This is a genomic window from Bradyrhizobium sp. SZCCHNS1022 (genome assembly GCF_032484835.1).
Classification (GTDB): Bacteria; Pseudomonadota; Alphaproteobacteria; order Rhizobiales; family Xanthobacteraceae; genus Bradyrhizobium.
In genome coordinates, this window is record NZ_JAUETT010000004.1 from 555,705 (window position 1) to 580,661 (window position 24,957).

General features: G+C 64.4%; 22 protein-coding genes. 13 read left to right on the forward strand and 9 right to left on the reverse strand.

The window, feature by feature from the left end:
* Window positions 1-125 precede the first annotated feature (125 nt).
* The 6 genes from QX071_RS25405 (at window position 126) to lepB (ending at window position 6,514) form a co-directional block, all read left to right on the forward strand.
* A complete protein-coding gene (locus tag QX071_RS25405; RefSeq protein ID WP_315705980.1) occupies window positions 126-317 on the forward strand; it encodes a hypothetical protein in 192 nt (63 codons plus the stop codon).
* A 256-nt stretch (window positions 318-573) separates the two neighbouring features.
* Entirely contained in the window at window positions 574-1,707 is a 1,134-nt protein-coding gene (locus QX071_RS25410; RefSeq protein ID WP_315705979.1) for a glycosyltransferase family 2 protein, read from the forward strand.
* Complete coding sequence (locus QX071_RS25415) at window positions 1,704-3,221, forward strand: glycosyltransferase family 39 protein (RefSeq protein WP_315705978.1); 1,518 nt, start codon at window positions 1,704-1,706, stop codon at window positions 3,219-3,221. Before QX071_RS25410 ends, QX071_RS25415 begins: the two co-directional genes overlap by 4 nt.
* Before the next feature lie 301 nt (window positions 3,222-3,522).
* Window positions 3,523-4,689 (forward strand): DUF2778 domain-containing protein, encoded by a 1,167-nt coding sequence (locus QX071_RS25420; RefSeq protein ID WP_315705977.1) that lies wholly within the window; start codon window positions 3,523-3,525, stop codon window positions 4,687-4,689.
* A 652-nt stretch (window positions 4,690-5,341) separates the two neighbouring features.
* Entirely contained in the window at window positions 5,342-5,659 is a 318-nt protein-coding gene (locus tag QX071_RS25425; protein ID WP_315705976.1) for a hypothetical protein, read from the forward strand.
* Between the two features lie 87 nt (window positions 5,660-5,746).
* Complete coding sequence (gene lepB / locus QX071_RS25430; protein WP_315705975.1) at window positions 5,747-6,514, forward strand: signal peptidase I; 768 nt, start codon at window positions 5,747-5,749, stop codon at window positions 6,512-6,514.
* 365 nt (window positions 6,515-6,879) lie between these two features.
* Here the strand turns inward: lepB and groL are convergent, their stop codons facing one another.
* Both groL and groES read right to left on the reverse strand, forming a co-directional pair.
* Complete coding sequence (gene groL, locus QX071_RS25435) at window positions 6,880-8,520, reverse strand: chaperonin GroEL (RefSeq protein ID WP_315705974.1); 1,641 nt, start codon at window positions 8,518-8,520, stop codon at window positions 6,880-6,882.
* A gap of 89 nt (window positions 8,521-8,609) precedes the next feature.
* Window positions 8,610-8,924, reverse strand: coding sequence for a co-chaperone GroES (groES, locus tag QX071_RS25440; RefSeq protein ID WP_011925902.1), 315 nt, complete (start codon window positions 8,922-8,924; stop codon window positions 8,610-8,612).
* A 382-nt stretch (window positions 8,925-9,306) separates the two neighbouring features.
* Here groES and QX071_RS25445 point away from each other — a divergent pair, with 382 nt between their 5' ends.
* The 3 genes from QX071_RS25445 (at window position 9,307) to QX071_RS25455 (ending at window position 12,418) form a co-directional block, all read left to right on the forward strand.
* Entirely contained in the window at window positions 9,307-9,591 is a 285-nt protein-coding gene (locus QX071_RS25445) for an usg protein (protein WP_315705973.1), read from the forward strand.
* A 206-nt stretch (window positions 9,592-9,797) separates the two neighbouring features.
* The gene (locus QX071_RS25450; protein ID WP_315705972.1) at window positions 9,798-10,358 is read left to right on the forward strand and encodes a cupin domain-containing protein; all 561 of its coding nucleotides are present in this window, start codon (window positions 9,798-9,800) and stop codon (window positions 10,356-10,358) included.
* Window positions 10,359-10,507: 149 nt separating this feature from the next.
* Complete coding sequence (locus tag QX071_RS25455; RefSeq protein WP_315705971.1) at window positions 10,508-12,418, forward strand: acyltransferase family protein; 1,911 nt, start codon at window positions 10,508-10,510, stop codon at window positions 12,416-12,418.
* A 13-nt stretch (window positions 12,419-12,431) separates the two neighbouring features.
* Here QX071_RS25455 and QX071_RS25460 read toward each other — a convergent pair whose 3' ends face one another.
* Window positions 12,432-13,682, reverse strand: coding sequence for a NupC/NupG family nucleoside CNT transporter (locus tag QX071_RS25460; protein WP_315705970.1), 1,251 nt, complete (start codon window positions 13,680-13,682; stop codon window positions 12,432-12,434).
* A 113-nt stretch (window positions 13,683-13,795) separates the two neighbouring features.
* Between QX071_RS25460 and QX071_RS25465 the strand changes: the two genes are divergently transcribed.
* Complete coding sequence (locus tag QX071_RS25465; RefSeq protein WP_315705969.1) at window positions 13,796-15,022, forward strand: MFS transporter; 1,227 nt, start codon at window positions 13,796-13,798, stop codon at window positions 15,020-15,022.
* Here QX071_RS25465 and QX071_RS25470 read toward each other — a convergent pair whose 3' ends face one another.
* The gene (locus QX071_RS25470) at window positions 15,023-16,306 is read right to left on the reverse strand and encodes a glycosyltransferase family 87 protein (RefSeq protein ID WP_315705968.1); all 1,284 of its coding nucleotides are present in this window, start codon (window positions 16,304-16,306) and stop codon (window positions 15,023-15,025) included.
* A gap of 185 nt (window positions 16,307-16,491) precedes the next feature.
* On the opposite strand from QX071_RS25470, the gene QX071_RS25475 reads away from it, so the two are divergent.
* Window positions 16,492-17,535, forward strand: coding sequence for a glycosyltransferase family 2 protein (locus QX071_RS25475; RefSeq protein WP_315705967.1), 1,044 nt, complete (start codon window positions 16,492-16,494; stop codon window positions 17,533-17,535).
* Window positions 17,536-17,556: 21 nt separating this feature from the next.
* On the opposite strand, the gene QX071_RS25480 is transcribed toward QX071_RS25475, so the two are convergent.
* From QX071_RS25480 to QX071_RS25500, 5 genes are all read right to left on the reverse strand, one after another.
* Complete coding sequence (locus QX071_RS25480; RefSeq protein WP_315705966.1) at window positions 17,557-18,312, reverse strand: SDR family oxidoreductase; 756 nt, start codon at window positions 18,310-18,312, stop codon at window positions 17,557-17,559.
* A gap of 27 nt (window positions 18,313-18,339) precedes the next feature.
* Window positions 18,340-19,098, reverse strand: a complete 759-nt coding sequence (locus QX071_RS25485; protein ID WP_315705965.1) for a peptidase — start codon at window positions 19,096-19,098, stop codon at window positions 18,340-18,342.
* A gap of 409 nt (window positions 19,099-19,507) precedes the next feature.
* Window positions 19,508-20,359, reverse strand: coding sequence for a transglutaminase family protein (locus QX071_RS25490; RefSeq protein ID WP_315705964.1), 852 nt, complete (start codon window positions 20,357-20,359; stop codon window positions 19,508-19,510).
* A 157-nt stretch (window positions 20,360-20,516) separates the two neighbouring features.
* Window positions 20,517-21,461 carry an alpha-E domain-containing protein gene (locus QX071_RS25495; RefSeq protein ID WP_315705963.1) on the reverse strand — a complete coding sequence of 315 codons (945 nt, stop codon included), beginning with the start codon at window positions 21,459-21,461 and terminating at the stop codon, window positions 20,517-20,519.
* 358 nt (window positions 21,462-21,819) lie between these two features.
* Window positions 21,820-23,238 (reverse strand): circularly permuted type 2 ATP-grasp protein, encoded by a 1,419-nt coding sequence (locus tag QX071_RS25500; protein ID WP_315705962.1) that lies wholly within the window; start codon window positions 23,236-23,238, stop codon window positions 21,820-21,822.
* 267 nt (window positions 23,239-23,505) lie between these two features.
* On the opposite strand from QX071_RS25500, the gene QX071_RS25505 reads away from it, so the two are divergent.
* Together QX071_RS25505 and gpt are read left to right on the forward strand one after the other, a co-directional pair.
* Window positions 23,506-24,243, forward strand: coding sequence for a competence/damage-inducible protein A (locus tag QX071_RS25505; protein WP_315705961.1), 738 nt, complete (start codon window positions 23,506-23,508; stop codon window positions 24,241-24,243).
* Window positions 24,244-24,287: 44 nt separating this feature from the next.
* Complete coding sequence (gpt, locus tag QX071_RS25510; protein WP_315705960.1) at window positions 24,288-24,809, forward strand: xanthine phosphoribosyltransferase; 522 nt, start codon at window positions 24,288-24,290, stop codon at window positions 24,807-24,809.
* The last annotated feature ends 148 nt before the right edge of the window (window positions 24,810-24,957 follow it).

Here is a 24,957-nt window from a genome sequence, read left to right on the forward strand (position 1 = left end):
GATTGGATGCAGAGAGTAATCAATACCGGCAGCCTTGACCAGTTCGGCTCTGTGGCGGCGGTGCTCTTTCGGCCGGCCGAGGTTCCATGATATTCATTCTGCGGGGGCGACAGGGAAGCATTCGCATGACATCCGAATCCATTGGTAGCGTTCTTGGCTTCATTGTCGGGGCAATCGTGCTGGCCGCTGCCTTCTATTATGTCCCGGTCGGACCGCGGTCCATGCCGGCCAAGGTTGAGGCGCCGGCCCAGCCGGTTCCGGCGGCACCGGCGGCCCCTGCAGTACGTGGGCCTGTGGTTCGGGAAGTCCCGAACTAGCCCGGTCTTCGGAGGGGTCCTTGCAAAAGGCCTGGGAGATCCCATTTAAGGTATAACGGTGACGTTGAGCCTTGTACGGCTCCTTCATTGGGACGACCACGACAGAGCGGCTGCGCCGGATGTACGCGCGCCCTTTGTTTGTGGTCGTTGGCATTTTGGGGGACGGGATTGAACCGTCACACCCTGCGCTTTTTGCCTCTCCAGGGTGGCGCCGACCTTGGCATGGCAGGATGTGGCGGATATACGCATCCCCGCCATGAACGAAGCCATCCGACCGGCCCCGCCCGTGCCGCTGCAATCCGTCGCCGTTCCGATCGTGACGGTCGTTGTTCCGACCTTTAACGAGCGCGACAATGTCACGACGCTCTACAGGCGGCTGGAGGCGGCCTTCAAGGACGTGCCGTGGGAGGTCGTGTTCGTCGATGACAATTCGCCTGACGGAACCTGGCAGGTGGTGCGTGGGCTGTCTCAGGCCGACAGCCGCGTCCGCTGCATCCGCCGCATCGGCCGTCGTGGCCTTTCCGGCGCTTGCATCGAGGGCATTCTCGCCGCCAGCGCGCCCTATGCCGCGGTGATCGATGCCGATTTGCAGCACGACGAGACCCAGCTGCCGAAGATGCTGTCGCTGCTCGAAAGCGGTGCGGCCGAGCTGGTGGTCGGCAGCCGTTATGTCGAGGGTGGAAGTGCGGCGAGCTTCAACAAGCAGCGGGCAGGGGCCTCCGCTTTTGCCACCGAGATTGCGCGGCGGCTGCTCAAGGTCGAGGTCGCCGATCCGATGAGCGGCTTCTTCATGATCCGCCGTGATCGTTTCGAACAGATCGCACCGAAGCTCTCCACGCAAGGCTTCAAGATCCTGCTCGACATCATCGCCAGCGCCGAAGGCGGCCTTCGCACGGTGGAAATTCCCTACACCTTCGGCTCGCGCCTGCATGGCGAGAGCAAGCTCGATTCGATGGTCGCGCTCGACTTCCTCGGTCTCGTGCTGGCCAAGCTGACCAACGACGCGGTCTCGTTGCGCTTCCTGTTGTTCGCCATGGTCGGGGGTACGGGTCTGTTCGTGCATCTCGGCACGCTCTTCCTCTGCCTTCAGGTATTCGATCTGCCATTCGCCGAATCTCAGGCGATCGGCGCTCTGGTCGCGATGACCTCGAACTTCATTCTCAACAATTTCCTCACCTATCGGGACCAGCGGCTGAAGGGCTTTGCCATCCTGCGCGGCCTTCTCGCGTTCTACCTCGTCTGCTCGGTCGGCCTGCTTGCCAATGTCGGCGTCGCCTTCTCGGTCTATGACCAGGAGCCGATCTGGTGGCTGGCGGGTGCCGCCGGCGCGCTGATGGGCGTGGTCTGGAACTACGCGATCTCCGGACTGTTCGTCTGGCGCAAGCGATGACGCCTGTCGTCGCGGCCGACGACGCTCGGCTCGTCCGCAACACCTGGCTGACCATCGTCGCGCTCGTCGTGCTGCGGCTGGTCGCGGCCGCGATGACGCCGATCACCTTCGACGAAGCCTATTACTGGATGTGGTCGAAGCATCTTGCCTTCGGCTATTACGACCATCCGCCGCTGGTCGCGCTCGTGATCCGGCTCGGCACCATGCTCGCGGGCGACACCGAGCTCGGTGTGCGCATCGTCTCGATCCTGCTCGCATTGCCGATGAGCTACGCGGTCTATCGCACGGCCGAGATCCTGTTCGGCAGCGTGCGGGTGGCCGCTAGCGCCGCGCTGCTGCTCAACGTCACCCTGATGGCCGCGGTCGGCACCATGATCGTGACGCCGGATGCGCCGCTGCTGGTCGCATCGAGCTTCGTGCTGTTCTGCTGCGCCAAGGTGCAGGAGACGGAGCGCGGCGTGTGGTGGCTCGGCGTCGGCGTCGCGGCCGGTCTCGCCCTCGCCGCAAAGTACACCGCGATGTTCTTCGGCGTGGCGATCCTGATCTGGCTCGTTGCCGTGCCAGAGCTCCGGCACTGGCTGCGTTCGCCCTGGCCCTATCTCGGCGGCCTGGTCGCGCTCGCGATCTTCAGCCCCGTCATCATCTGGAACGCCGAGCATCAATGGGTGTCCTTCATCAAGCAGCTCGGGCGCGCCAGGATCGAGGATTTCCGACCCAGCTATATCGCCGAGCTGATCCCGACCCAGTTTGCCTTTGCGACGCCGCTGATCTTCATTCTCGGCGTCATGGGCCTCTATGCGTTGCTGGCACGCAAGGCGGGCGAGGCGAGTTCGCGGGTGCTTGTCAGCGCGATGGTCTGGGTGATCGTCGCCTATTTCATCTGGCATTCGCTGCATGCGCGGGTCGAGGCCAACTGGTTCGCGCCGATCTATCCGGCCTTTGCGGTGGCGGCTGCATTCGCCGCGCATTGCGTGCCATGGAAGCCGCGTGCGCAGCGAACGGTAGAGTTCTGTCGGCGCTTCGCCGCGCCTGTCGGCATCGTGATGTTCGCAGCATTGGTCGTACAGGCCGACACCGGATGGCTGTCGGGCTACCTTCGGGATTCCACGGTGCGCAGCGTCGGCATCGGCTGGCGTGCGCTGGCCGATGAAATCGAGGCGGTGCGGGCCCGGGTTGGCGCGCGTTGCGTGCTTGCGATGGACTACGGGACCACCGCCTGGCTCTCGTTCTACCTGCCGCGCGGCACCTGCGTACTGCAGCCGATCGAGCGCATCCGCTGGGTCAATTTTCCCGAGCCCGATCCGGCAGCGCTCCAGGGGACGCTGTTGTTCGTCGACGAGGCGCAGATCGGTCTTCGCTTCTATCCGAGCTTCACCTTTGCCAAGATCGAGAAGGTGGCGGAAGCCCCGCGCAAGCGCGGCCCGCTGGTGATCGAGACCTACGCGCTCTATGCGGTGAGCCAGCCGAAGCAAGAGGTGATCGACCGCTCCCCGGCGCCGGAATTGCAGCGCTGAGGCGGCGTGGGGATTGCCTCGTTGCACGGACCCCGGCAGCGTCTCGCCGCCGCATGCCGGATCTGCTTGGCGCCTCGACGCGGGCGCGTGCCGCATTTGCGCCCTGTTTCCGCCGCGTTCGTCGGCGACACAGGCCGAAATGGTTAACCCGCCTTTAATCTGCCAAAACTTAATCCGCATTTAACTAAAAGTCGCCTTAATGACGCTTCGTGCCTCTGCGAGATGCACAGCGGTTAGGCGAACCGCGACGCATCGACAGAGAGTTTCGAGTCACCGAAGTCTCCGTTCCGGGCGTCAGTAAATGAGTAACAGTCGAGCTGCGTTGGCTGCACGAAACCGCAGGAAATCCTCCCTGAAGGCCTTGTCTCACAAACTGTTCGGCGGCGCGGCGATCGTCTCCCTGGTGGTGGGGTGCGGCGTCCTGGTCTATGCCAAGATCATCGCGGCCGATGCCTATCCGACGCTCGGCACGGACGGTTATGACGAGCCCGTCGTGCGCATGGCGCCGCGTATCGCCACGCGCAATGCATCGGACGCCGTCAGCGAGGCCTTCGCAGCGCTGCCTGACGCGACGCCCATGATCGCCAAGGGGCCCAGCACGCCCGCGATCACGCCGCAGATGTTCAGCGAACGCTTTGCCGCCGCCGTGCCGCAGGGCGTGCCGTCCAACGCCGCCAATGGCGCGCCACCGCTCCCCAAGTTTGCGGAAGCGGCCGACGTCACCGAGAAGGCCGGCGACAAGCCGGTCGATGCGCCCAAGACGGCAGCAAAGCTCGCGGAAGCTCCCAAGAAGGAGCCGCGGCCGCCGATGCGGCTTGCGCTCGCCAATCCGAAACAGCCGACGCAGCCATCGCCATCGCCGGCTGATGGCAGCGAACCCAAGGGCGGCATGGGCACGCTGCGGGCGATGACCGAGCGTGCCAAGGCCGCGGTGCTGTCGATCACCGGGGAGCGTCATTCGATCCAGGAGAAGCTGTGGGGCAAGCCTGACCAGAACGGCGGCCTGATGGCCTACGCCTCGGCCGACGCCAATTTCACCGCGAGCATCAGCCAGGATCCGACCAAGGGCGGCCAGGCGCCATATGACCGCTCGACGGCGGTCTACGACATCTCGGCCAGGGCCGTGTATCTGCCTGACGGCACCAAGCTCGAGGCGCATTCCGGTCTCGGCGAGAATCTCGACAATCCGCGCTCGGAGAACATCCGGATGCGCGGCGTCACCCCGCCGCACATCTATGAGCTCAAGCCGCGTGAGGCGCTGTTCCACGGCGTGCCGGCGCTGCGCCTCAATCCGATCGGCGGCAGCGAGGCGATCCACGGCCGCGACGGTCTGCTCGCGCACACGTTCATGCTCGGTCCGAACGGCGATTCCAACGGCTGCGTGTCGTTCCGCGACTACTACGCCTTCCTCGATGCCTACAAGAACAAGGGCATTCGCAAGCTCGCCGTGGTCGCACGGATCCAGTGAGGCGCGACGCGTAGATCGCGCGGGTTCGACCTCATTGCGAGGAGCAACGCGACGAAGCGATCCAGACTCCGTCCGCGTCGACAGTTCTGGATTGCGTCGCTTCGCTCGCAATGACGAAGTTGACGGTTGAGCCATTAAACGAGACACAATTTTACGATCTCGCAGCACGTCGTGCCCGAGCTTTGCTGCAGCTTTCGTCCTCCAATCAGAAGAGGACGCGGGGAAGGCCGGGTGCCGTCCGCACCCATGGCCCGCCTGCAGAAGAAAATGCAGGCGGCAGTCACCACAGGTACGAGCCGGATCATCCGGCCTTCCCTGCGCGATGGGTGAACGGCTTATACGTAGTCTCCCCGGTGAACGGGCTTTCTTGCCACCGTCACCCGCCTGATGCCCTCGCATCGCAAAGCGATGTCGAGTTGCATCATCACGAATTTAGCGCCAGCGTCGCGGCGCCAGGACCCTACGATTTCGTCGTCCGCAACGACATCAGTCGTCTTGCGCAAAAGCGCCTGACATCGTCGCGGCCACCGCATCCCGCACTCGACGTTCGTGACGACGCGTACGCCCCTCGGATGAGGCGGGACGACGGCTATATATGCATAATTTCTGAAAAAACGAAAGTTGAATTTTATGCGGGAGCCGGGTGGGTGGCGTGATCCGATTGATCGAGCTGATGGAATTAGTTCTTGCGCGCAGCTCATTTTGGCTACCCGTCGGGCTGTTCGATGCGCGTAAGACGGGTCGGAAGAGACAACTGATTTGCCCGCCAGGCACGGACGAGCTGCGAATGCAGAGTGCGGGCAGGCGATCGCCTTTGCAGCGCGGATCGGCCTCCACTTCGAACGTGATCACGCCGGAGCAAGGCATGGCGCTATTGTTTCATCACCCGATCATGCATCGCGGTGATCCCGTCACCAGGGGGCGCAAATACGTACTGCGCAGCGACGTGATGTATCGCCGCCAGCAGTGAGGGATGGCGCACCATGCGCAAGCACTTCGTGGTTGCGTGTGGTGCCGCCATCGGCCATCCTTGCGGCAGGATGGGCTGGGGAATGTCATGACGAGCTTGGGCGCCGGAGAGATCAGGCCGCTGTGGGAGCCATGGTGGGCGATTGCAGCCATCTTTACCGCAGGCTTCGTGTTGTTGTGCCTGCTGCTGGCCTCGCCGCTGCTGATCCGCACCTTCCTCTTTCAGCCGTTCAACATTCCATCCGCGTCAAACATTCCTACCCTTCTGGTCGGCGACTATCTTCTCGCTTCGAAATACCCCTATGGATGGGGTCGTTATACGTGGCCGTTCACGCCGCCGTTAGCGGGACGTATCTGGGGCCGCGATCCGGCGCGCGGTGACGTCGTGGTTTTCCGTCTCAAGGACGGCAAGACCGATTACATCAAGCGTATCGTCGGGCTGCCCGGCGACCGCATCCAGATGAGGCAGGGCCTGCTCTACATCAACGACCAGCCGGTTCAGCGCGAGCGGCTCGACGATCTGGTCGGTGAAGCCGCCTGCGGCGGTAGTGCGGACGAACGGGTCAAGCGTTGGCGGGAGACCTTGCCGAACGGCGTGAGCTATCAGACGCTGGATTGTGTCGACAACGGCTTCTTCGACAACACCAACGTCTATGTCGTGCCGGCTGGCCATCTGTTCATGCTGGGCGACAACCGCGACAACTCTACCGACAGCCGCGTCCTCAGCGCCGTTGGCTATGTTCCCATCGAGAACGTGATCGGCCGCGCCGCGACGATCTACTTCTCGCTCGCCGGATCCGATACGAGCAGGCCAGGCCGGATCCGCTTCGAGCGGATCGGGACGATGGTGAGGTAGTAGCGAGAGACTGCTGTTGCTGCCGTTTCCGAGCGGGCATCGTGCGCACTCACTCCGTCCCGTGGTTATGGATTCCGGGTTCGCTTGCTTCGCAAGCGCCCCGGAATGACGGGAGGAGAGGGCGGGAGCGGTGATCTGACTATGATAGATACGCTATATAGACCGATCTCCGTTGTGGTCGACGGAAGCTCGCTTCAAGCTCAAGCGTCATTCCGGGGCGCGCGTAGCGCGAGCCCGGAATCCATAACACAGGTTTCAATTGTGGATGCGCGACAGCAGCGATGCATGGCTCAATTGAATTTCCTATCCAAACAAAAAGGGCGCGGTTTGCACCGCGCCCTTCGTATTCGAGAGAGGAACGGACCTTAGAAGTCCATGCCGCCCATGCCGCCGCCCGGAGGCATCGCGGGGCCGCCGGCGTTCTTCTTCGGCAGCTCGGCGACCATCGCTTCGGTCGTGATCAGCAGCGCAGCCACGGAGGCCGCGTTCTGGATCGCGGCGCGAACCACCTTGGTCGGGTCGATGATGCCCTTGGACACCATGTTCACGTACTCGCCGGTCTGGCTGTCGAAGCCATAGGCGTACTGCTCCTTCTCCAGGATCTTGCCGACGATGACCGAGCCGTCCTCGCCCGCGTTGATGGCGATCTGGCGGGCCGGGGCGGAGAGCGCCTTGCGGACGATCTCGATGCCGGTCTTCTGGTCGTCGTTCTTGGTGCGCAGGCCCTTGAGCTGCTCGGAAGCACGGAGCAGGGCGACGCCGCCGCCCGGCAGGATGCCTTCCTCGACAGCAGCGCGGGTCGCATGCATCGCGTCATCCACGCGATCCTTGCGCTCCTTGACCTCGACCTCGGTCGCGCCGCCGACGCGGATCACCGCGACGCCGCCTGCGAGCTTGGCCAGACGCTCCTGCAGCTTCTCACGGTCGTAGTCCGAGGTGGTCTCCTCGATCTGCGCCTTGATCTGCTGCACGCGCGCCTCGATGTCGGCCTTCTTGCCGGCGCCGTTGACGATCGTGGTGTTTTCCTTGTCGATCATCACCTTCTTGGCGCGGCCGAGCATGGAGAGGTTGACGTTCTCGAGCTTGATGCCGAGGTCTTCCGAGATCGCCTGGCCGCCGGTCAGGATCGCGATGTCCTGCAGCATGGCCTTGCGGCGATCGCCGAAGCCCGGAGCCTTGACGGCCGCGACCTTCAAGCCGCCGCGCAGGCGGTTGACGACCAGGGTGGCCAGCGCCTCGCCCTCGACGTCCTCGGCGACGATCACGAGCGGCTTGCCGGTCTGCACGACGGCTTCGAGCAGCGGCAGCAGCTCGTTCAGCGACGACAGCTTCTTCTCGTTGATCAGGATGTAGGCGTCGTCCATCTCGACGCGCATCTTGTCGGCGTTGGTGACGAAGTAGGGGGAGATGTAGCCGCGGTCGAACTGCATGCCCTCGACGACGTCGAGCTCGGTCTCCAGCGACTTGGCTTCCTCGACGGTGATGACACCCTCGTTGCCGACCTTCTTCATGGCGTCGGCGAGGAACTTGCCGATTTCGGCATCGCCGTTGGCGGAGATGGTGCCGACCTGGGCGATCTCGTCGTTCGACGTGACCTTCTTGGAGTTCTTGACGAGGTCCGCAACGACGGCCTCGACCGCGAGGTCGATACCGCGCTTCAGATCCATCGGGTTCATGCCGGCGGCAACGGCCTTGGCGCCTTCGCGCACGATGGCCTGGGCCAGCACGGTCGCGGTGGTGGTGCCGTCGCCGGCCGCGTCAGCGGACTTCGAGGCGACCTCGCGCACCATCTGCGCGCCCATGTTCTCGAACTTGTCGTCGAGCTCGATCTCCTTGGCGACGGTGACGCCGTCCTTGGTGATGCGGGGAGCGCCGAACGACTTGTCGAGGACGACGTTGCGGCCCTTCGGACCGAGCGTGACCTTCACGGCATTGGCGAGAATGTCCACGCCGCGCAGCATGCGGTCGCGAGCATCGACGCCGAACTTCACGTCTTTGGCTGACATATTGGATTTCCCTGAGTTGAAATGTCTGTCTCACCCTTTCGCGGGGCGCCCGCGGGGCGCTCCTCAGGGGTGAGCGTGCGAGCGTGGGGTTAGGCGGCCTTCTTCTTGGCGCCGGCGTCGGTCAGCACACCCATGATGTCGCTTTCCTTCATGATCAGCAGCTCCTGGCCGTCGATCTTGACTTCGGTGCCCGACCACTTGCCGAACAGCACGCGGTCACCGACCTGAACGTCGAGCGGGACCAGCTTGCCGCTCTCGTCGCGGGCGCCGGGGCCCACAGCGATGACTTCGCCCTGCGAGGGCTTTTCCTTGGCCGAGTCGGGGATGATGATGCCGCCAGCGGTCTTCTCTTCGGCGTCGATGCGCTTGACCACGACGCGGTCGTGAAGCGGACGGAAAGCCATACAGTCCTCCTAAGCTATTGAGGCAATTATCAGTTTCTGGAGATTGGCAGTCGATGCCAGCGAGTGCCAGCCCTGCCGCGCAGGACATAGGCGAGAGTTCTGGGGCCGGCAAGGGCTTGTAGCAGAAAAATTAGCAGTCAACCGCGGCGTCTGCCAGAAGGTCCCGGCATCGTTAACCGGGCCGGAACAGATCGGGAAACCCCGTATTAGCACCTGGGCTAAGTCGCTGCTAATGCAGGAAATTTCAACAACCCGTTAAACATTTAGGCTTGTGATGGATTGAGGTCATGCGTCACATTTCTCTCACGTGAGCGCATTTTCACCCGGGTGGCTCGATCCCGGTGGCCACGCCGGAATGCGCTTCCACAGAATGGAGGTTGGCATGGTGTCGAAGGTTGCCGTTTCCGAGGATTTTCGGAAACAGATCTTGGGTTACGGGCTGACGACGGCGCAGATCCTGTATCGGATGCCGGATCATCCCTCGCTGCTCCAGACCTACGTCTGGCAGAATTACGACCTGTTTCCGAAATTCCCCGCGCTGCAGGATTTCCTCAGCTTCTGGCAGAAGAAGCTCGAAGGGCCGCTGTTCTCCGTCACGGTCGCGCATTCCAAGCTGATCAAGCCGGCCGAGCTGCGCGCCGTCGACGGCGTGTTCCGGCTGCACTGAGCGGTAACCACAACCACGGTGTCATTCCGGGGCGTGCGCAGCACGAGCCCGGAATCTATACTCCCGATCGTGGTTATGGATTCCAGGCTCGGCCCTTCGGGCCGCCCCGGAATGACGACCTATCTTGGAGCGCCACTGGGCCCATCCGACGAACGGCTTGAATTGTGCTACCCTTCGCGACGCGAGGAAACAGAAGGGAGAGCACGATGGCCACCAAGAGCCGCGCGAAGAAGCCCGCATCACGCACCGCCGCGAAAGCGGCGACGCGCAAGACATCGTCCCGCAAGAGCGCCAAGACCAAAGCCAAATCCGCTGCGAGCAAACCCGGCGCACGCCGATCGCTTGCAAGCAAAGGCGCTGTTGCGCCGGTTGCGCGGCGGCCGAAGCAGAAGGTCGCCGTCAGCCATCATCGCGAGGAGGACTTCAAGGCCGACGGTCTGCGCGCTTACGCGCATTATCGCGACCTCGGCATTGCGGATGCGACCCATGGGCTCGCCCGCGCCCATGTCATCCGCCTGCTGCCGCCATGTGATCCCCGGGAAGTCGCCAAGCTGCACACGCACGACGTCGAATTCCAGATGGTCTACGTGCTCAAGGGTTGGGTGAAGAGCTATCTCGAAGGCGTCGGCGAAACGCTGATGAAAGCGGGCAGCGCCTGGACCCAGCCGCCGCGCATTCGCCACATGATCCTCGACTACTCCGATGACGTGGAGCTCTTGGAGGTAATCCTGCCGGCCGATTTCAAAACGGTCGAAATTACGGCGTGACAACACGCTGAAACAATAATTAGACATGAATCGCTGCTTCGCTTAGTCCGTGAGTTTTGAAGCGGGGGAAGCGAACGGCTGTTGTCGTGCAACACACGGGCACGCGCAGTTCTGCGTCCTTTCTTCGCGTCGCGAGGAGGGGCGAAGAGGTGACATCGTATCGCGAGGATATCGATTGGCTGCGCGCGATCGCGGTGCTCTCGGTCATCGCCTTTCATTTCGAGGCGCCGGGAATCTTCGGCGGCTTCGTCGGCGTCGATATCTTCTTCGTCATCTCCGGCTACCTGATTACCGGCATCATCCAGGGCGAGATCGCGCAAGGCCGCTTCTCCCTCGCGCGCTTTTACGAGCGGCGGGTCCGCCGGCTGCTGCCGGCGCTCTACGTCATGGTGGCGCTGAGCGCGATTCCGACGTTCCACTTTCTCCTCAGCTCCGAGCGCATGGAATTCTTCCGCTCGGCCGCGGCGGTGGTCAGCTTCACGGCGAACATCTTCTTCTGGTGGCAATCGGGCTATTTCGACCATGCGGCAGTGGAGAAGCCGCTGTTGCATACGTGGTCGCTGGGCGTGGAGGAGCAGTTCTATCTGGTGCTGCCGCTCGTCGTCTGGGGCGTCGTGCGGCTCGCACAAGGCCGCCGCGTGGTGCTGCCGTTCACCTTGGCCGCGTTGGCCGTCGCTTCCTTTGCGTTCAGTCTGGTGTTGATGCGCGACGGCGCGTCCGCGACCGCCTTCTTCATGAGCCCGCCGCGCGCGTGGGAATTCCTGGCCGGCAGCCTCGTCGCCATGCCCGGCATGCCGGCGCCATGGCCGGGGCTCGCGCAGCGAAGCGCTCGAGGATTGTCGCTGCTCTTGATGGCGATCCCGATCCTGTCGCTACGGCCGGGGCCCGGATTCCCGGGCCTCGATGCCCTGTCGCCCTGCATCGGCGCGGCGCTGTTCATCTGGAGCGGCATCGGAGTCGCGAATGGCAAGCGCAGTGCCCTGTCGCCGCTGACGCTCGCGCAGTTCTTCGGCCGCATCTCCTATTCGCTTTATCTCTGGCACTGGCCGTTGTTCGCGTTTGCGCGCTTCGCCAAGCCGGGCCTTGTGCTCGATGGCCGGGAAAAAGCTGCCCTGTTCGCAGTGACGGTCGCAGTGTCGTATCTGTCCTGGCGCTTGGTCGAGCAGCCGTTTCGCAACCGCGCTTTGGCTCCGACACCGCGGGCGGCCTTCAGCATGGCGGCGCTCGCAAGCCTGCTGCTGCTCGTCGGCACCGTTGCGGGATTGGTGTTCGGCAGCACCAGTTCGGAGGCCGATCGCGCCGCGGCGCGGCTCGACGCCTACAACGACTACGACATGAAGCCGGTCTATCGCTATGGCACCTGCTTCACGACCCCGGATGGACGGCTCGGCGAGGCCTGTCTCGCCGCGGTGTCCGGCAAGACCAACCTGCTGTTGTGGGGCGACAGTCTGGCCGCGCACTACTATCACGGGCTGAACGGGAGTCTCGATCGTCAGGCCGTCAATATCATGCAGGCGACGCAGCCGTCCTGCATGCCGACCCTGAGTGCGGAGACGCAAGCTCTCGCCTCCTGCCGCGCCTTCGCCGCGCAGATGCGGGACTACTTCGAAAGCCATAAGCCCGACCTTGTGGTGATGTCGGCGGACTGGCTGGAATATGCCCGGCCGCCGCGCTTTGCCGGAATGGTCGTCGATCTCAAGCACACCATCGCGCGGCTGAACGATGCCGGCATTCCGATCGTCCTGCTCGGCCCCGCCATCCAGTATCGCACGCGCCTGCCGTCCATGCTGGCGCGGGCGGAGCTGCGTGGGCTGGCCGCACGGCCGGCTGATTTCGTCCGCTCCGATATTTTCGAGCTCGACCGGGCCATGCGTGAGGCGCTGCCGACCGGCGAGGCGCTGTCCTACATCTCGATCCTGGAGTCCGTCTGTCCGGACCGGCAATGTCCGCTCACGGTGGACGGCGTGCCGCTGGCCTTCGATCACGCGCATCTGACGGCGGAAGGGTCGGCCTATGTGATGGCGAGAGTGGCGCCGAGCCTCAAGCTCGCGCAGCCCTGAACCGTCATGAGGATCACGTCAGCAGGCCGACGATCGCGCCCATCAGGCAGGTGGTCAGCGTGCCCGAGACGATCGACTTCAGCCCGAGCGCGTTGATCTCCTCGCGCCGTGAGGGGACCATGGTGCCGAGGCCGCCGATCATGATGCCGAGACTGCCGAAATTGGCGAAGCCGCACATCGCATAGAGCATGATCAGGCGGGAGCGGGGGTCGAGCGCGCCGGGCGCGAGCTTCGACAGTTCGACATAGGCGATCAGCTCGTTCAGCACCGTCTTGGTGCCCATCAGGCTGCCTGCGGTCACTGCCTCCTGCCAGGGCAGGCCCATCAGCCAGCACACCGGCGCCATCACGAGGCCGAGCAGCCGCTGCAGCGAGATGTCGGCACCGCCGATCGGCGGCAACAGCGACAAGATCGAATTGGCGAGATGCACCAGCGCCACCAGCACGATCAGCATCGCGATGATAGTTAGCAACAGTTCGAGTCCGGCCGAGGTGCCCTTGACGATCGCGTCCATCGTGCTCGACGCGTCCATCTCGGGATCGGTCAGCGCGCCGCCGGTGAGCTCCTTCGATGTTTCCGGCACCATGATCAGGCTGATCAGGATGGCAGCCGGCGCACCGAGCACGGATGCGATGACGAAATGGGCGGCGGCATCGAGGATCAGCGGCGCCAGCAGCGTTGCGTAGAGCACGAGCACGGTGCCGGCGATGCCGGCCATGCCGCCGGTCATGACCAGGAACAGTTCGGCGCGCGTCATCTGGGCGAGATACGGCCGGATGAACAGCGGCGCCTCGACCATGCCGAGAAAGATGTTGGCGGCGGTCGACAGCCCCACGGCGCCGCCGACGCCCAGCGTGCGCTCCAGGACCCAGGCCATGCCGCGCACGATCGGCGGCAGGATGCGCCAGTAGAACAGCAGCGTGGTCAGCACGCTCATCACCAGCACGATCGGCAAGGCTTGGAAGGCGAGGACGAAGTCCGCGCCGGGGGCCTTGAGATCGAAGGGCAGGGCACCGCCGCCGACATAGCCGAACACGAAGGAGGTGCCGGCGCGGGAGGCGGATGCGACGGCGCCGACCGCATCGTTGATGGCGCCGAAAGCGCGCGCGACCATCGGCATTTTGAGCAGCACGACGGCAGTGATCAGCGTGACAGCGAGGCCGAGCGCGGCCTGCCTCGGCGACACCGCGCGGCGGTTCTCGCTGAGTGCCCAGGCGATCAAGAGCAGCGCGACGACACCGAACGCAGATTGCAGCTGTGGCATTGGTCCCCCGAGTTCGAGCAGTATGAGCCGCCGACGCAGCAAAGCGCAATGCCATGCGCCGATGTCAGAGCTGAAGTTGACAAGCCCTTGGCGGTGCGTCACGCAGACACGTCATGTCCTCCACCATCCCGATCGGCGCGCGCACGCTGCTCAAGCAAGGCTCGTTCCTGTTCTTTCTGGTGTCGCGCAGCCTGTCGCGCTTTTCCAGCCAGATCGCGGCGGTCGCGATCGGCTGGCAGATCTATGATCTCACCGGCCGCGCCTTCGATCTCGGCATGGTCGGGCTGATCCAGTTCCTGCCGACGGCGCTGTTGGTGTTCGTGGCCGGCAGCGCTGCCGATCGCTACCCGCGCAAACGCGTGGTGCAGCTCTGCCAGCTCGCGGAGGCGCTGACCGCCCTCTATCTCTGCTGGGGCGCCTATACGGGCGTGCTGACCGAGCTGCAGCTGTTCGCTGCGACCTTCGTGCTCGGGATTGCCGGCGCGTTCGAGAGCCCGGCGACGGCCGCGCTGCTGCCGCTGATTGCGCCGACCGGGACTTTGCAACGCGCGAGCGCGCTGTCCAGCGGCGCGGCCCAGCTTGCGACGATCGCGGGACCCGCGCTCGGCGGTTTCGCCTATGCGGCGATGCCGGCCCTGGCCTATGCGATCATGGTGCTATTCTGGCTGGCCGGCATGGTCTTCACCGGCGTCATGGAAGTGCCCGACGACGTGCCCGCGCCGAAGGAGCATGCGGCCAACGCCGACCTGTTCGCCGGGGTCCGCTTCATTTGGCAGAACCCGGCGATCCTCGGCACCATCTCGCTCGACCTGTTCGCGGTGCTGCTGGGCGGCGTCACTGCGTTGTTGCCGATCTACGCCCGCGACATCCTGCAGACCGGTCCGCTGGGGCTCGGCGTCCTGCGCGCTGCGCCAGCGGTGGGCGCGCTCGCGATGACCGCAGTGCTGGCGCGGCACACGATCCGTCGCCACGTGGGCTTGCGCATGTTCCAGGCGGTGATCGTGTTCGGCATCGCGACCGCGGTGTTTGCGGTCTCGCATGTCATGTGGCTGTCGATCGTCGCGCTCGCGATCCTGGGGGCGGCCGACACGATCAGTGTCGTGATCCGTTTCTCGCTGGTGCAGCTCGCCACGCCGAACGAGATGCGCGGCCGGGTCGGCGCGGTGAACTTCCTGTTCATCAACGCCTCGAACCAGCTCGGCCAGTTCGAAAGCGGCGTCACGGCTGCGCTGCTCGGCACCATGCCGGCCGCCGTGCTCGGCGGTCTCGGCACGATCGCGATCGCGCTGCTCTGGATGAAGCTGTTTCCGACGCTGCGCGCTGTCGAGCGTCTCGAATAGTCAGCTGGGGGCTGCGACCGAAGCAGGGACAGGCGCGGTCTCGTTCACAGGCATGAACAGCTGCCGCAACAAATACGCCGCGAAGGCCGGTGCGATCAGGCCGGGACCGGGCATCTGAATGTTGCCGAACAACAATTGCAGCGCCGGCAGCCAGAACACGAGCTGCGCCAAGCGGCTGCCGAGCGCATCGAGCTTTCCATCGGCGAACAGCGCCATGGCCGCGCAGGTCAGGGGCAGCACGTCATAGGTGCCCATATAGGGTGAGGCGCAGATCGTGCAGGCCAGCAGCAAAGCCCTGAGCCGTGCCGGATCGGCTTGCTTGCGATAACGGAAGGCCGCGAACACGCCGGCCACCGCGCCCACCGCCGCGACCGCCTGGATCGCGTCCGCTATGCGGTCGCCCAATACGCCGCGGAAGCTCATGAAGAGCGTTGCATGGTAAGGCATGGCCATGCCGCTGGGATCGCGCAGCACCTCGCGCATCAGCGGCACCGCCTTGGTCAGATAGTCCTGCCAGCTCTGCACGCCGCCGATGGCGACGCTGGCGGCAAACAGCGCCACTGCGGCGAGCGTAGCATAGGCGATCACGCGCCAGCGGCCGGAGGCGACGAGCATCACCGGAAGCAGGACGCCAAGCTGCGGCTTGACCGTGAGCAGACCGATCAGCAGGCCGGCGAGCGCCGGCCGGCGGTCCATGAGCGCAAGACTTGCAAACAGCGCCGCCGTGCTCAGGAACGAGCTTTGGCCCGAGATCACGCACATGAGCGCGGCCGGCGAGATGGCGACCACGAGCAGCGCACGGCCGTCGGCAAAGGCGGGCCGGCAGGCCAGATAGAAGGCGAGCAGGCTGACGACAAACCACGACGCCAGCGCGGGGAAGTAGTCCATCAGCCCGAACGGGGCCATCACCACCAGCGCGTTCGGAGGATTGGGCCAGTTCTGCGCGGGATAGCCGGGGCCAAGCAGGGCGGCGAGCGCGTCATTGTAGGTGGCGACGTCGTAGAAGCGGGCGGGATCGGCGCCGAATGCGGCCCGGCCATACATCCACAGATTCAGGAAATCGCGTCCGAGCAGCAGCGTGACCTTGTCGCGCGGGTAGGGCCAGCTCCAATGCGTGGTCCAGAAATAGGTGGCCAGCATCAGGACGAATAGCGCTCCGCCGAGTACGATGAGGCTGCGTAGCATCTCGCGATCGGCGGCATTGGAGGTATCCGGCGTCACGAGGTCGAGCAGCCGGCTGACGCCTCTGGTGCCTGTCGTGTCACTGGGCGTGGAAAGCGGCATGAGCTCGGCTCGTTTGGCGAGGCCAGGGCGCTCGCGGAGATCATCGCGGACAATATCGTGCGTCCTCGCACGAACTACAGGTCACGAATTAAGATACTGTTTAGTGGACGGGTGCGAAGCTACTGAAGGCTGCGACCGGCGTTTCGATCCGTTAACTATCAAGGAGCGCGCAGCGGGAGCTCGTCATGGATGCTGTCGTCGCTGTCGTCATTCCCGCGTTTCGTGCGGCGGATACCGTTCTGCCGGTGATTGCCGCGATCGGGCCCGAGGTTGGGCTGATCGTGGTCGTCGATGATTGCTGCCCCCACGGCACTGCCCTTGTCGTCGCCAACCAATGCTCCGATCCGCGCGTCATCGTGCTGCGGCACGACGCCAACCGCGGCGTCGGCGGCGCCTTCCTGACCGGCATGCAGTTCGCGATCCAGCGCGGCGCGGAGATCATCGTCAAGATCGATGCAGACGGGCAGATGGACCCCGCGCAGGTGCCGGCGCTGATCCATCCGATTCAGAGCGGGAACGCCGACTACGTGAAGGGCAACCGCTTCTTCTTTCTCACCGACACGGCCGCGATGCCGCAGGTCCGCCGGTTCGGCAATCTCGCGCTGTCCTTCATGGCCAAGCTGTCGAGCGGCTACTGGACCATCATGGACCCGACCAACGGCTTCTTCGCGGTCCATGCGCGCTTGGCTGAACTGCTCGACGCCGATCGCGTCGCCAACCGCTTCTTCTTCGAGACGGACCTGTTGTTTCATCTCGGCCTGTTGCGTGCCAAGGTAGTCGAGTTTCCGATGCGCGCCTTCTACGGCGAGGAGGTGTCCAACTTGCGGGTGTCGCATCAGCTGGTGCCGTTCTTCGCCGGTCACCTGCGCAACACGTTTCGCCGCGTGCTCTATCGCTATTTCTTCCGCGACCTGTCGCTCGCCTCGCTGCAACTCGTCGCGGGCCTCGGCCTGTTCGGTTTCGGCCTGGCGTTCGGGCTCTATCATTGGCTGTCGGCGCCGCCGGACCAGCTGGTGCCGACCGGCACGATCATGATCGCGGCGCTGACCTTCCTGATGGGCTTCCAGCTGCTGCTGTCGTTTCTCAACTACGACATCAGCGCCAGCCCGAGGGAGCCGCTGCATCCGTCGCTGCAGAAGAGCCGCAGGGCCGTGCAGCCAGCGGCGGAGCAGGGCGCGGTCCTCGTCGAGAATGAAAAGCCGGACGGGCAGACCCGGCGCAGGGCATGAGCCGCCTGCGCCGATTTGAATTCAACCCCGCCCGACGAACGGCATCTTGGTTGCCATCACCGTGATGAACAGGACATTGGCGTCGAGCGGCAGCGAGGCCATGTAGGCCACCGCGTCGCCGACCGCCTTCGAATCCATGCGCGGCTCCGGCATCATCCGGCCGTCAGGCTGCAGCACGCCCGCGACCATGCGTTCGGTCATCGGCGTCTCGGCATTGCCGATGTCGATCTGGCCGACCGCGATGTCGTAGGCGCGGCCGTCGAGGTTGGAGGCCTTGGTGAGGCCGGTGATGGCATGCTTGGTCGAGGTGTAGGCGGCCGAGAACGGCCGCGGCGCATGCGCCGAGATCGAGCCGTTGTTGATGATGCGGCCGCCGCGCGGGGTCTGATCCTTCATGATGCGGAAGGCGTGCTGGGTGCACAGGAAGGGTGCGGTCAGGTTGGTGGCGACGACCGCCTGCCATTGCGCGAGCGAGAGATCCTCGAACGGCACCGGGGGCGCGCCCATCCCGGCATTGTTGAACAACAGATCGAGCCGGCCATAGGTCTCCGTCACCTTGGCGAACAGCGCCGCGATCGAGGCCGGATCGGTCATGTCGGCGGTCACGGGCAGACTCATGCCGGGCACGCCGAGCCTGGCGGTTTCCTCGAGCATCTCCCTGCGGCGCCCGGTGAGCACCACGGTGAAGCCGGCGTTCATGAGCGCCAGCGATGCGGCGCGGCCGACACCCGTGCCGGCGCCCGTCACCAGCGCGATCTTCTTGCCCGCTTCAGCCATGTTTCCTCACTCTTTGCTTTTCTGTTGTCAGTGCTTCGATTCGTTTTGGGTCTTGTAGGGCGGCCGCGGAATGTTGTTATGCGCGGCACGCAGCGCCGCCGACCACCGCGAGCGCAGATCGTGGAAATAGGGCTCGCCCGCTTCGATCCGGTGATTGAGATCGGCCTCGCAGGTTTCGGCGCGCACCACCAGCACGTCGATCGGCAGGCCGACGCCGAGATTGGAGCGCATCGTCGAATCCATCGAGATCAGCCCGGTCTTCAGCGCCTCGTAGATTTCGACGTCGTAATGCATGGCGCGGTCCAGCACCGGCTTGCCGTATTTGTGCTCGCCGATCTGCAGGTAGGGCGTGTCGGTGGTGCATTCGATGAAATTGCCGGCCGTGTAGACCATGAACAGCCGCATCCGCGAGCCCTTGATCTGGCCGCCGAACAGGAAGGAGACGTCGAAGGAGATGTCTTCGGCCTTCAGCGCCGGGCCCTCGGTCGCGTGGACCATGCGAATCGCCTTGCCGATCCGTTGCGCGGCCTGGAACATGGTCGGCGCATTCATCAAGGTTTCGACGTCACCCGTCTCCGGGTCTTCGATGCCTTCGGTCAGCGTCGAGAGCACCGACTGGCTGATGGCGAGATTGCCGGCGCTGGCGATGGCCAGGATGCGCTCGCCGGGATTGGAGAAGATGTGCAGCTTGCGGAACGTCGAGACGTTGTCGAGCCCGGCATTGGTCCTGGTGTCCGCGATCATCACGAGCCCGTCGCGCACCAATATTCCGCAGCAATAGGTCATTGCCTCGTCCCCACACATCAGAGCGGAATTACTAGCCAATTTCCGGTGGCCGTCCAACCCTGTTCGGCCTCGTGCGCGTGGACGTCTCGGTGAGGGATGCATGAAGGCCGGACGGCCGATCCTTGACCTCTCCCCGCAAGCGGCAGGCCTGTCGCATCGGAAAAAGCGCGACGGAAGGTTTCTTCCGTGGCCGTCCTTCGAGACGCTCGCCTCCGGCGAGCTCCTCAGGACGAGGGCCTGTTTTGCGGCAAGAGGACCCTCATGGTGAGGAGCGCCGCTTGCGGCGCGTCTCGAACCATGAGGCCCGGTCCAGCTTGGGCCATATGCGATCGCTCTGCCGCAAGCGGGGAGAGGGGCGTGCGCTTGTCTTGCGCGCAGTTCCAGCCCGAGGGTCAACTCCGGTGGATACTTACGACTGCCGCTGTGACTGCGCCTGCGACTGGCCGTTACCGCGGCCGGCTTGTTCCACCCGGACCTGGACGGTCAACGTCTCCGCCCCGCCGCCGTAGCGGGTGCCGCGCACGGGTGCTGCGCCGAGATAATCCAGGCCGAGCGCAACCCGCACATGCGCGTCGGTGGTGCAGAGGCAATTGGCGGCATCGAAACCCACCCAGCCGAGATCAGGTACGAAGGCCTCCGCCCAGGCGTGGCCGGCCGACTGGTGCGTTGCACCATCGGAGCGCAGGAAATGCCCGGAGACGAAGCGGGCCGGGACCAGACCCGCGCGGGCGCAGGCAATGAAGATGTGGGCGTAATCCTGGCAGACGCCGCGCTTCAGTCCAAAGGCCTCGGCCGCCGCCGTGCCGCTATGGGTCGGATCCTCGTCGAACGTCATATGCTCGTTGATCTGTGTCATCAGCACATGCAGGAAGCCGAGCACGTCGTGTTCGGACTCGCTGCGCAGTTCCCGGACGAAGGTTGTCATCGCCGGGCTCGCCGTCGTCAGCGCCGTCTCGCGCAGGAACAGGCTCGGAGGAAAACGCTCATCGGTGCCCCTCAGCACGCCACCGGTGTCGTGGGTCTCGACCAGCCCCTCGGCCGTGATGGTCAGGTCCTCGATCGCGCCATGCGTGATGACATGGGTGACGTTGCCGAACGCGTCCTCGTGCATCTGGAGCCGCGAGTCGGTAGAGAGATCGATCTGCCACTCCGCGACATATTGGCCGTCATGGCTGCCCGGGGTCATCCGGATGATCTGGATGACGCCCGTGGCCGCCGGCTCGTAGCGGTAGGTGGTGGAGTGGGAGATACGCAGGCGCATGGCGGTCCAGTGCGGAGCTCGAGTTGTGCAGGCTCTCGATGTATGCCTCCGTCATGCCCGGCCTTGAGCCGGGCATCCACGGCTTTCCGGAAAGAGAGGCGTGGATGGCCGGGACAAGCCCGGCCATGACGGTGACCGGGAGCTCGATGTGACTCTTCTAGATCAGATACTGCTTGGTGATGATCTCACCAAGCCGCGAATTGTCGGCGAGGAACTCCTGGATGAATTCGTGGACGCCGCGCTGGAAGATATCATCCATGTTGGAATGCTCCAGCCGGTTTCGGATGCCGCGGGCGTGGCGCTGTGCCGGGCCCTGGCGTCCATAGGCGACGCCGATCTGGTCGAGATTGCGGACGAGGTTGCCGTAGCAGCTCGCCAGCGAACGCGGCAGCGAATCGTTGAGGATCAATAGATCGGCAATCAGCCAGGGTTTCAGGGTCTCGCGATACACCCAGTGATAGGCGGTCAGCGCTGAGACCGAGCGCAGGATCGAGCTCCACTGGTAGAAGTCGAGCGGGCCACCGACATGCTCCTCCTCGGGCAGCAGCACGTGATATTTCACGTCGAGGATGCGGGCGGTGTTGTCGGCGCGTTCGAGATGCAGGCCGAGCCGCGAGAACCAATAGGCGTCGTTGCGCAGCATAGTCCGGTAGGCCGAGCCGTCGAAGCGCAGCGACGTCTCCTGCACGAAACGGAGGAAGCTCGCCAGGTCCTCCCGGCTCTTGGTGCCCTTGCTCCAGACCTCCTGCAGCTCGATCCAGGCGCCGTTGATGGTGTCCCACATTTCCGACGTCAGGGCGGTGCGGACCGAGCGGGCGTTTAGCCGGGCGGCTTCGATGCAGTTCTTGATCGAGGAGGGATTGGCCGGGTCGAACGAGAGATATTCGACGACGTTCTGCTCGTTGGCCTCTGCATAGGTCTCGTGGAAACTGACATTGACGCCGGCGGTCATCAGCGCCGATTCCCACTCGTTGGTCTTGCCGATATAGGCTGCGGGAAGGGCGGTGACGCGCAGCGTCGCGTCGATGGTGCGGGCGAGATACTCCGCCCGCTCGACATAGCGGGCCAGCCAGTACAGGTTTTCGGCGGTGCGCGACAGCATGGGCGGTTTCTATCGGCTGCTTGGCGGTGGCATGTGGCGCTGGCTCGGGCCGGGAGGGGCTCCTCTGCACGCCACGGTGGAAGTGAAATCGCGGAGGGAGTGGATGCCCTCTCTGACCCTCTCTCTTCCAGGACTGGTCTGAGCAAATATCTTCGCGGCGTTCTCGGTGCACCCTCTCCCCTTGTGGGAGAGGGTGGCTTCGCGCAGCGAAGCCGGGTGAGGGGTCTCTCTCCGCGCTTGCATATGCGGAGAGAACCCCTCACCCGGCGCCGAGCTGACGCTCGCCGCCACCCTCTCCCACAAGGGGAGAGGGAGCACTGTCGCTGTGGCAAGATGCGCGCCCTCGCTGAAACAGCGTCTATTCATCCAGCACCCATGTGTCCTTGGTGCCGCCGCCCTGGCTGGAATTGACCACCAGCGATCCTTCCTTCAGTGCGACGCGGGTGAGGCCGCCGGGAACGATGGTGACGCGGTCGCTGCCGGTCAGCACGAACGGCCTGAGATCGACGTGACGTGGCGCGAGGCCCGAAGCCGTGCAGGTGGGGCAGGTGGAGAGTGCCAGCGTCGGTTGGGCGATGAAGCCCTCCGGCTCCCGCTTCAGCTTGTCGCGGAAGGCTTCGATGGTGGCCTTGGTTGCGGCAGGGCCGATCAGCATGCCGTAGCCGCCGGAGCCATGGACCTCCTTGACCACGAGCTCACCGAGGTGGTCGAGCACATAGGACAGATCCTGCGGCTCGCGGCAGCGCCAAGTCTGCACGTTCTTCAGGATCGGTTCCTCGTCGAGATAGAACTTCACGACGTCGGGCATGTAGGAATAGATCGCCTTGTCGTCCGCGATCCCGGTCCCCACCGCATTGGCCAGCGTGATGTTGCCGGCCGCATAGGCCGACATCAGCCCGGGGACGCCGAGCGCGGAATCCGGCCGGAAGGTGAGGGGATCGATGAAGTCGTCATCGACCCGGCGGTAGATCACGTCGACCCGCTTCAACCCTTCGGTGGTGCGCATGAACACCTCGTCGTTCTTGACGATGAGGTCGCGGCCTTCCACCAGCTCGATGCCGAGCTTGTCGGCCAGGAACGAGTGCTCGTAATAGGCGGAATTGTAGATGCCGGGGGTCATCAGCGCGACGGTCGGCTCGGCCGATGCGCTCAAGGGCGCGACCGAGCGCAGCGCCGCCAGCAGTTCGTCCGGGTAGCGTTCGACCGGCGCAATGCGGTGCCGTGCGAACAGGTCCGGAAACAGCCGCATCATGATTTCGCGGTTTTCCAGCATGTAGGACACGCCCGAGGGCGTGCGGGCATTGTCCTCCAGCACGATGAAGTCGTTGGCGTCGACCCGGACGATGTCGATGCCGGCGATATGGACGTAGACGTCGTGCGGGACGTCCTGGCCGTTCATCTCCGGGCGGAAGACCGGGTTCTGGAAGATCAGGTCCTCGGGGATCACTCCGGCGCGCAGAATGTCGCGGCCATGATAGATGTCCCGGAGGAACAGGTTCAGCGCCTTGACGCGCTGCTTCAGCCCCTTTTCGAGCCGCGCCCATTCCTTGGCGGAGAGGATGCGCGGGATCACGTCAAACGGGATCAGCCGCTCCTGCGCTTCGGCCTCGCCATAGACGGCGAAGGTGATGCCGATCCGCCGGAACAGCAATTCCGCTTCGTGGCGGCGATATTCCAAGGCTTCCGGCGGCGTTTCCTTCAGCCAGCGCGACAGTTCCTGATAGGCTTGGCGGATGTCGCCGCCCGGCTCGTTCATCTCGTCGAAAGCAACTGCCATCGATGCCCGTATCTCTCAGCCACGCCTTACAGTGCATGACTCTGCCTGATGGTAGCAAGGCCCAGATCTGACCACTTTTTCAGCGTGCCCGCGATCGGGACTTCAAATGCAAAGCCGCGTGCGCATGATAAGTTTGCCGGGGGAGGCGGGCAACCCTGCCCGAAAAACTGGCTGCGCGATGCTCAAATTCACGGCATAACGCATGACGTTCCGGATGACATCGGCCGCGCCACGGGCCAAAACAGACGACGGTTGCGAGGAGAAAGCATGAGCGAGATCGTCACCGCGGGGTTGCTGATCATCGGCGACGAGATCCTGTCGGGCCGGACCAAGGACAAGAATATCGGCTTCATCGCCGAGTACCTGACCAATCTCGGCATCGACCTCAAGGAAGTGCGGGTCGTCTCCGATGACGAGCCCGACATCATTGCCGCGCTGAACGCGCTGCGGCAGCGCTATACCTATGTGTTCACCACGGGGGGCATCGGGCCGACCCACGACGACATCACGGCGGATGCGGTGGCCAAGGCCTTCGGCGTCGGCATCGATCATCACCCGGACGTGGTGGCGCGCTTCCGCGAGCGCTGGAGCGGGCAGGACCTCAACGAGGCGCGGCTGCGGATGGCCCGCATCCCCGACGGGGCCGAGCTGATCCAGAGCGCCACCATCCTGGCGCCGGGCTTCAAGCTCGGCAACGTCATCGTCATGGCCGGGGTGCCCTCGATCATGCAGGCGATGATGGACATCGTCGCGCCGAAGCTGAAATCGGGCGTGCGCATGCTCTCGGAGACGGTCCGCGCCAACGCCCGCGAGGGCGATATCGGCGGTCCCTTGCGCGAGATCGCCAAGGCCCACCCGGACACCATCATCGGCAGCTATCCGTTCACCGATGAGGACCAGAAGCCGAACACGCATCTGGTGGTGCGCTCGCGTGACCCGGAGAAGTTGTCGGCTGCGATGGCGGCGGTGAAGGAGATGCTCGCCGGGCTGAACGTTTCGCGTTAAGGCAGGATCGGCATCGCACCCAAAGGACCTACGGAAGAGACGACATGATCGACAAGACGTTGAGCGCAGAGGAGCGGGGCGGCCGGGCCTTCCCGGTCTCCTGGGACCAGTTTCACCGCGATTGCCGGGCGCTCACCTGGCGGCTCAACGAGGTCGGGCCGTTTCACGCGGTGATTGCGATCACCCGCGGCGGACTGGTGCCGGCCGCGATCGTCGCTCGTGAGCTCGGTCTGCGCATCATCGATACGGTCTGCATCGCGAGCTACGATCACAACAAGCAGGGCGATCTGACCGTGCTGAAGGGCATTTCCGCGGATACGGCCAAGCTCGGCGGCGGGACCGGCAAAGGCCTGTTGATCGTGGACGATCTGGTCGACACCGGAAAGACGGGGCGCATGGTGCGGCAGATGCTGCCGGATGCCCATTTCGCCACCGTCTATGCCAAGCCGAAGGGACGGCCCCTGGTCGATACCTTCATCACCGAAGTGTCGCAGGATACCTGGATCTTCTTCCCCTGGGACACCGCGCTGTCGTTCCAGCCGCCGATCCGGGATGGGGCGGCGTAAGCCAACCCACATCGTCATTCCGGGGCACGCGCGAAGGGCGGGAGCCCGGAATCCATACTCACGATGGTGGTTATGGATTCCTGTATCTGACCGGGTGTCACTGTCATAGTGGCGGCGGGTAGAGACAGCTCGTTGGATTCCCGGTTGC

Bases quoted from the DNA above. Each gene is read 5' to 3' on its own strand.
- QX071_RS25405 (WP_315705980.1), top strand. From the start codon at position 126: ATGACATCCGAATCCATTGGTAGCGTTCTTGGCTTCATTGTCGGGGCA.
- QX071_RS25480 (WP_315705966.1), bottom strand. From the start codon at position 18,312: ATGGCTGAAGCGGGCAAGAAGATCGCGCTGGTGACGGGCGCCGGCACG.
- QX071_RS25495 (WP_315705963.1), bottom strand. From the start codon at position 21,461: ATGCTGTCGCGCACCGCCGAAAACCTGTACTGGCTGGCCCGCTATGTC.
- gpt (WP_315705960.1), top strand. From the start codon at position 24,288: ATGATCGACAAGACGTTGAGCGCAGAGGAGCGGGGCGGCCGGGCCTTC.
- groL (WP_315705974.1), bottom strand. From the start codon at position 8,520: ATGTCAGCCAAAGACGTGAAGTTCGGCGTCGATGCTCGCGACCGCATG.
- QX071_RS25450 (WP_315705972.1), top strand. From the start codon at position 9,798: ATGGCCACCAAGAGCCGCGCGAAGAAGCCCGCATCACGCACCGCCGCG.
- QX071_RS25505 (WP_315705961.1), top strand. From the start codon at position 23,506: ATGAGCGAGATCGTCACCGCGGGGTTGCTGATCATCGGCGACGAGATC.
- QX071_RS25460 (WP_315705970.1), bottom strand. From the start codon at position 13,682: ATGCCACAGCTGCAATCTGCGTTCGGTGTCGTCGCGCTGCTCTTGATC.
- QX071_RS25475 (WP_315705967.1), top strand. From the start codon at position 16,492: ATGGATGCTGTCGTCGCTGTCGTCATTCCCGCGTTTCGTGCGGCGGAT.
- lepB (WP_315705975.1), top strand. From the start codon at position 5,747: ATGACGAGCTTGGGCGCCGGAGAGATCAGGCCGCTGTGGGAGCCATGG.
- QX071_RS25420 (WP_315705977.1), top strand. From the start codon at position 3,523: ATGAGTAACAGTCGAGCTGCGTTGGCTGCACGAAACCGCAGGAAATCC.
- QX071_RS25445 (WP_315705973.1), top strand. From the start codon at position 9,307: ATGGTGTCGAAGGTTGCCGTTTCCGAGGATTTTCGGAAACAGATCTTG.
- groES (WP_011925902.1), bottom strand. From the start codon at position 8,924: ATGGCTTTCCGTCCGCTTCACGACCGCGTCGTGGTCAAGCGCATCGAC.
- QX071_RS25490 (WP_315705964.1), bottom strand. From the start codon at position 20,359: ATGCGCCTGCGTATCTCCCACTCCACCACCTACCGCTACGAGCCGGCG.
- QX071_RS25410 (WP_315705979.1), top strand. From the start codon at position 574: ATGAACGAAGCCATCCGACCGGCCCCGCCCGTGCCGCTGCAATCCGTC.
- QX071_RS25415 (WP_315705978.1), top strand. From the start codon at position 1,704: ATGACGCCTGTCGTCGCGGCCGACGACGCTCGGCTCGTCCGCAACACC.
- QX071_RS25465 (WP_315705969.1), top strand. From the start codon at position 13,796: ATGTCCTCCACCATCCCGATCGGCGCGCGCACGCTGCTCAAGCAAGGC.
- QX071_RS25470 (WP_315705968.1), bottom strand. From the start codon at position 16,306: ATGCCGCTTTCCACGCCCAGTGACACGACAGGCACCAGAGGCGTCAGC.
- QX071_RS25500 (WP_315705962.1), bottom strand. From the start codon at position 23,238: ATGGCAGTTGCTTTCGACGAGATGAACGAGCCGGGCGGCGACATCCGC.
- QX071_RS25485 (WP_315705965.1), bottom strand. From the start codon at position 19,098: ATGACCTATTGCTGCGGAATATTGGTGCGCGACGGGCTCGTGATGATC.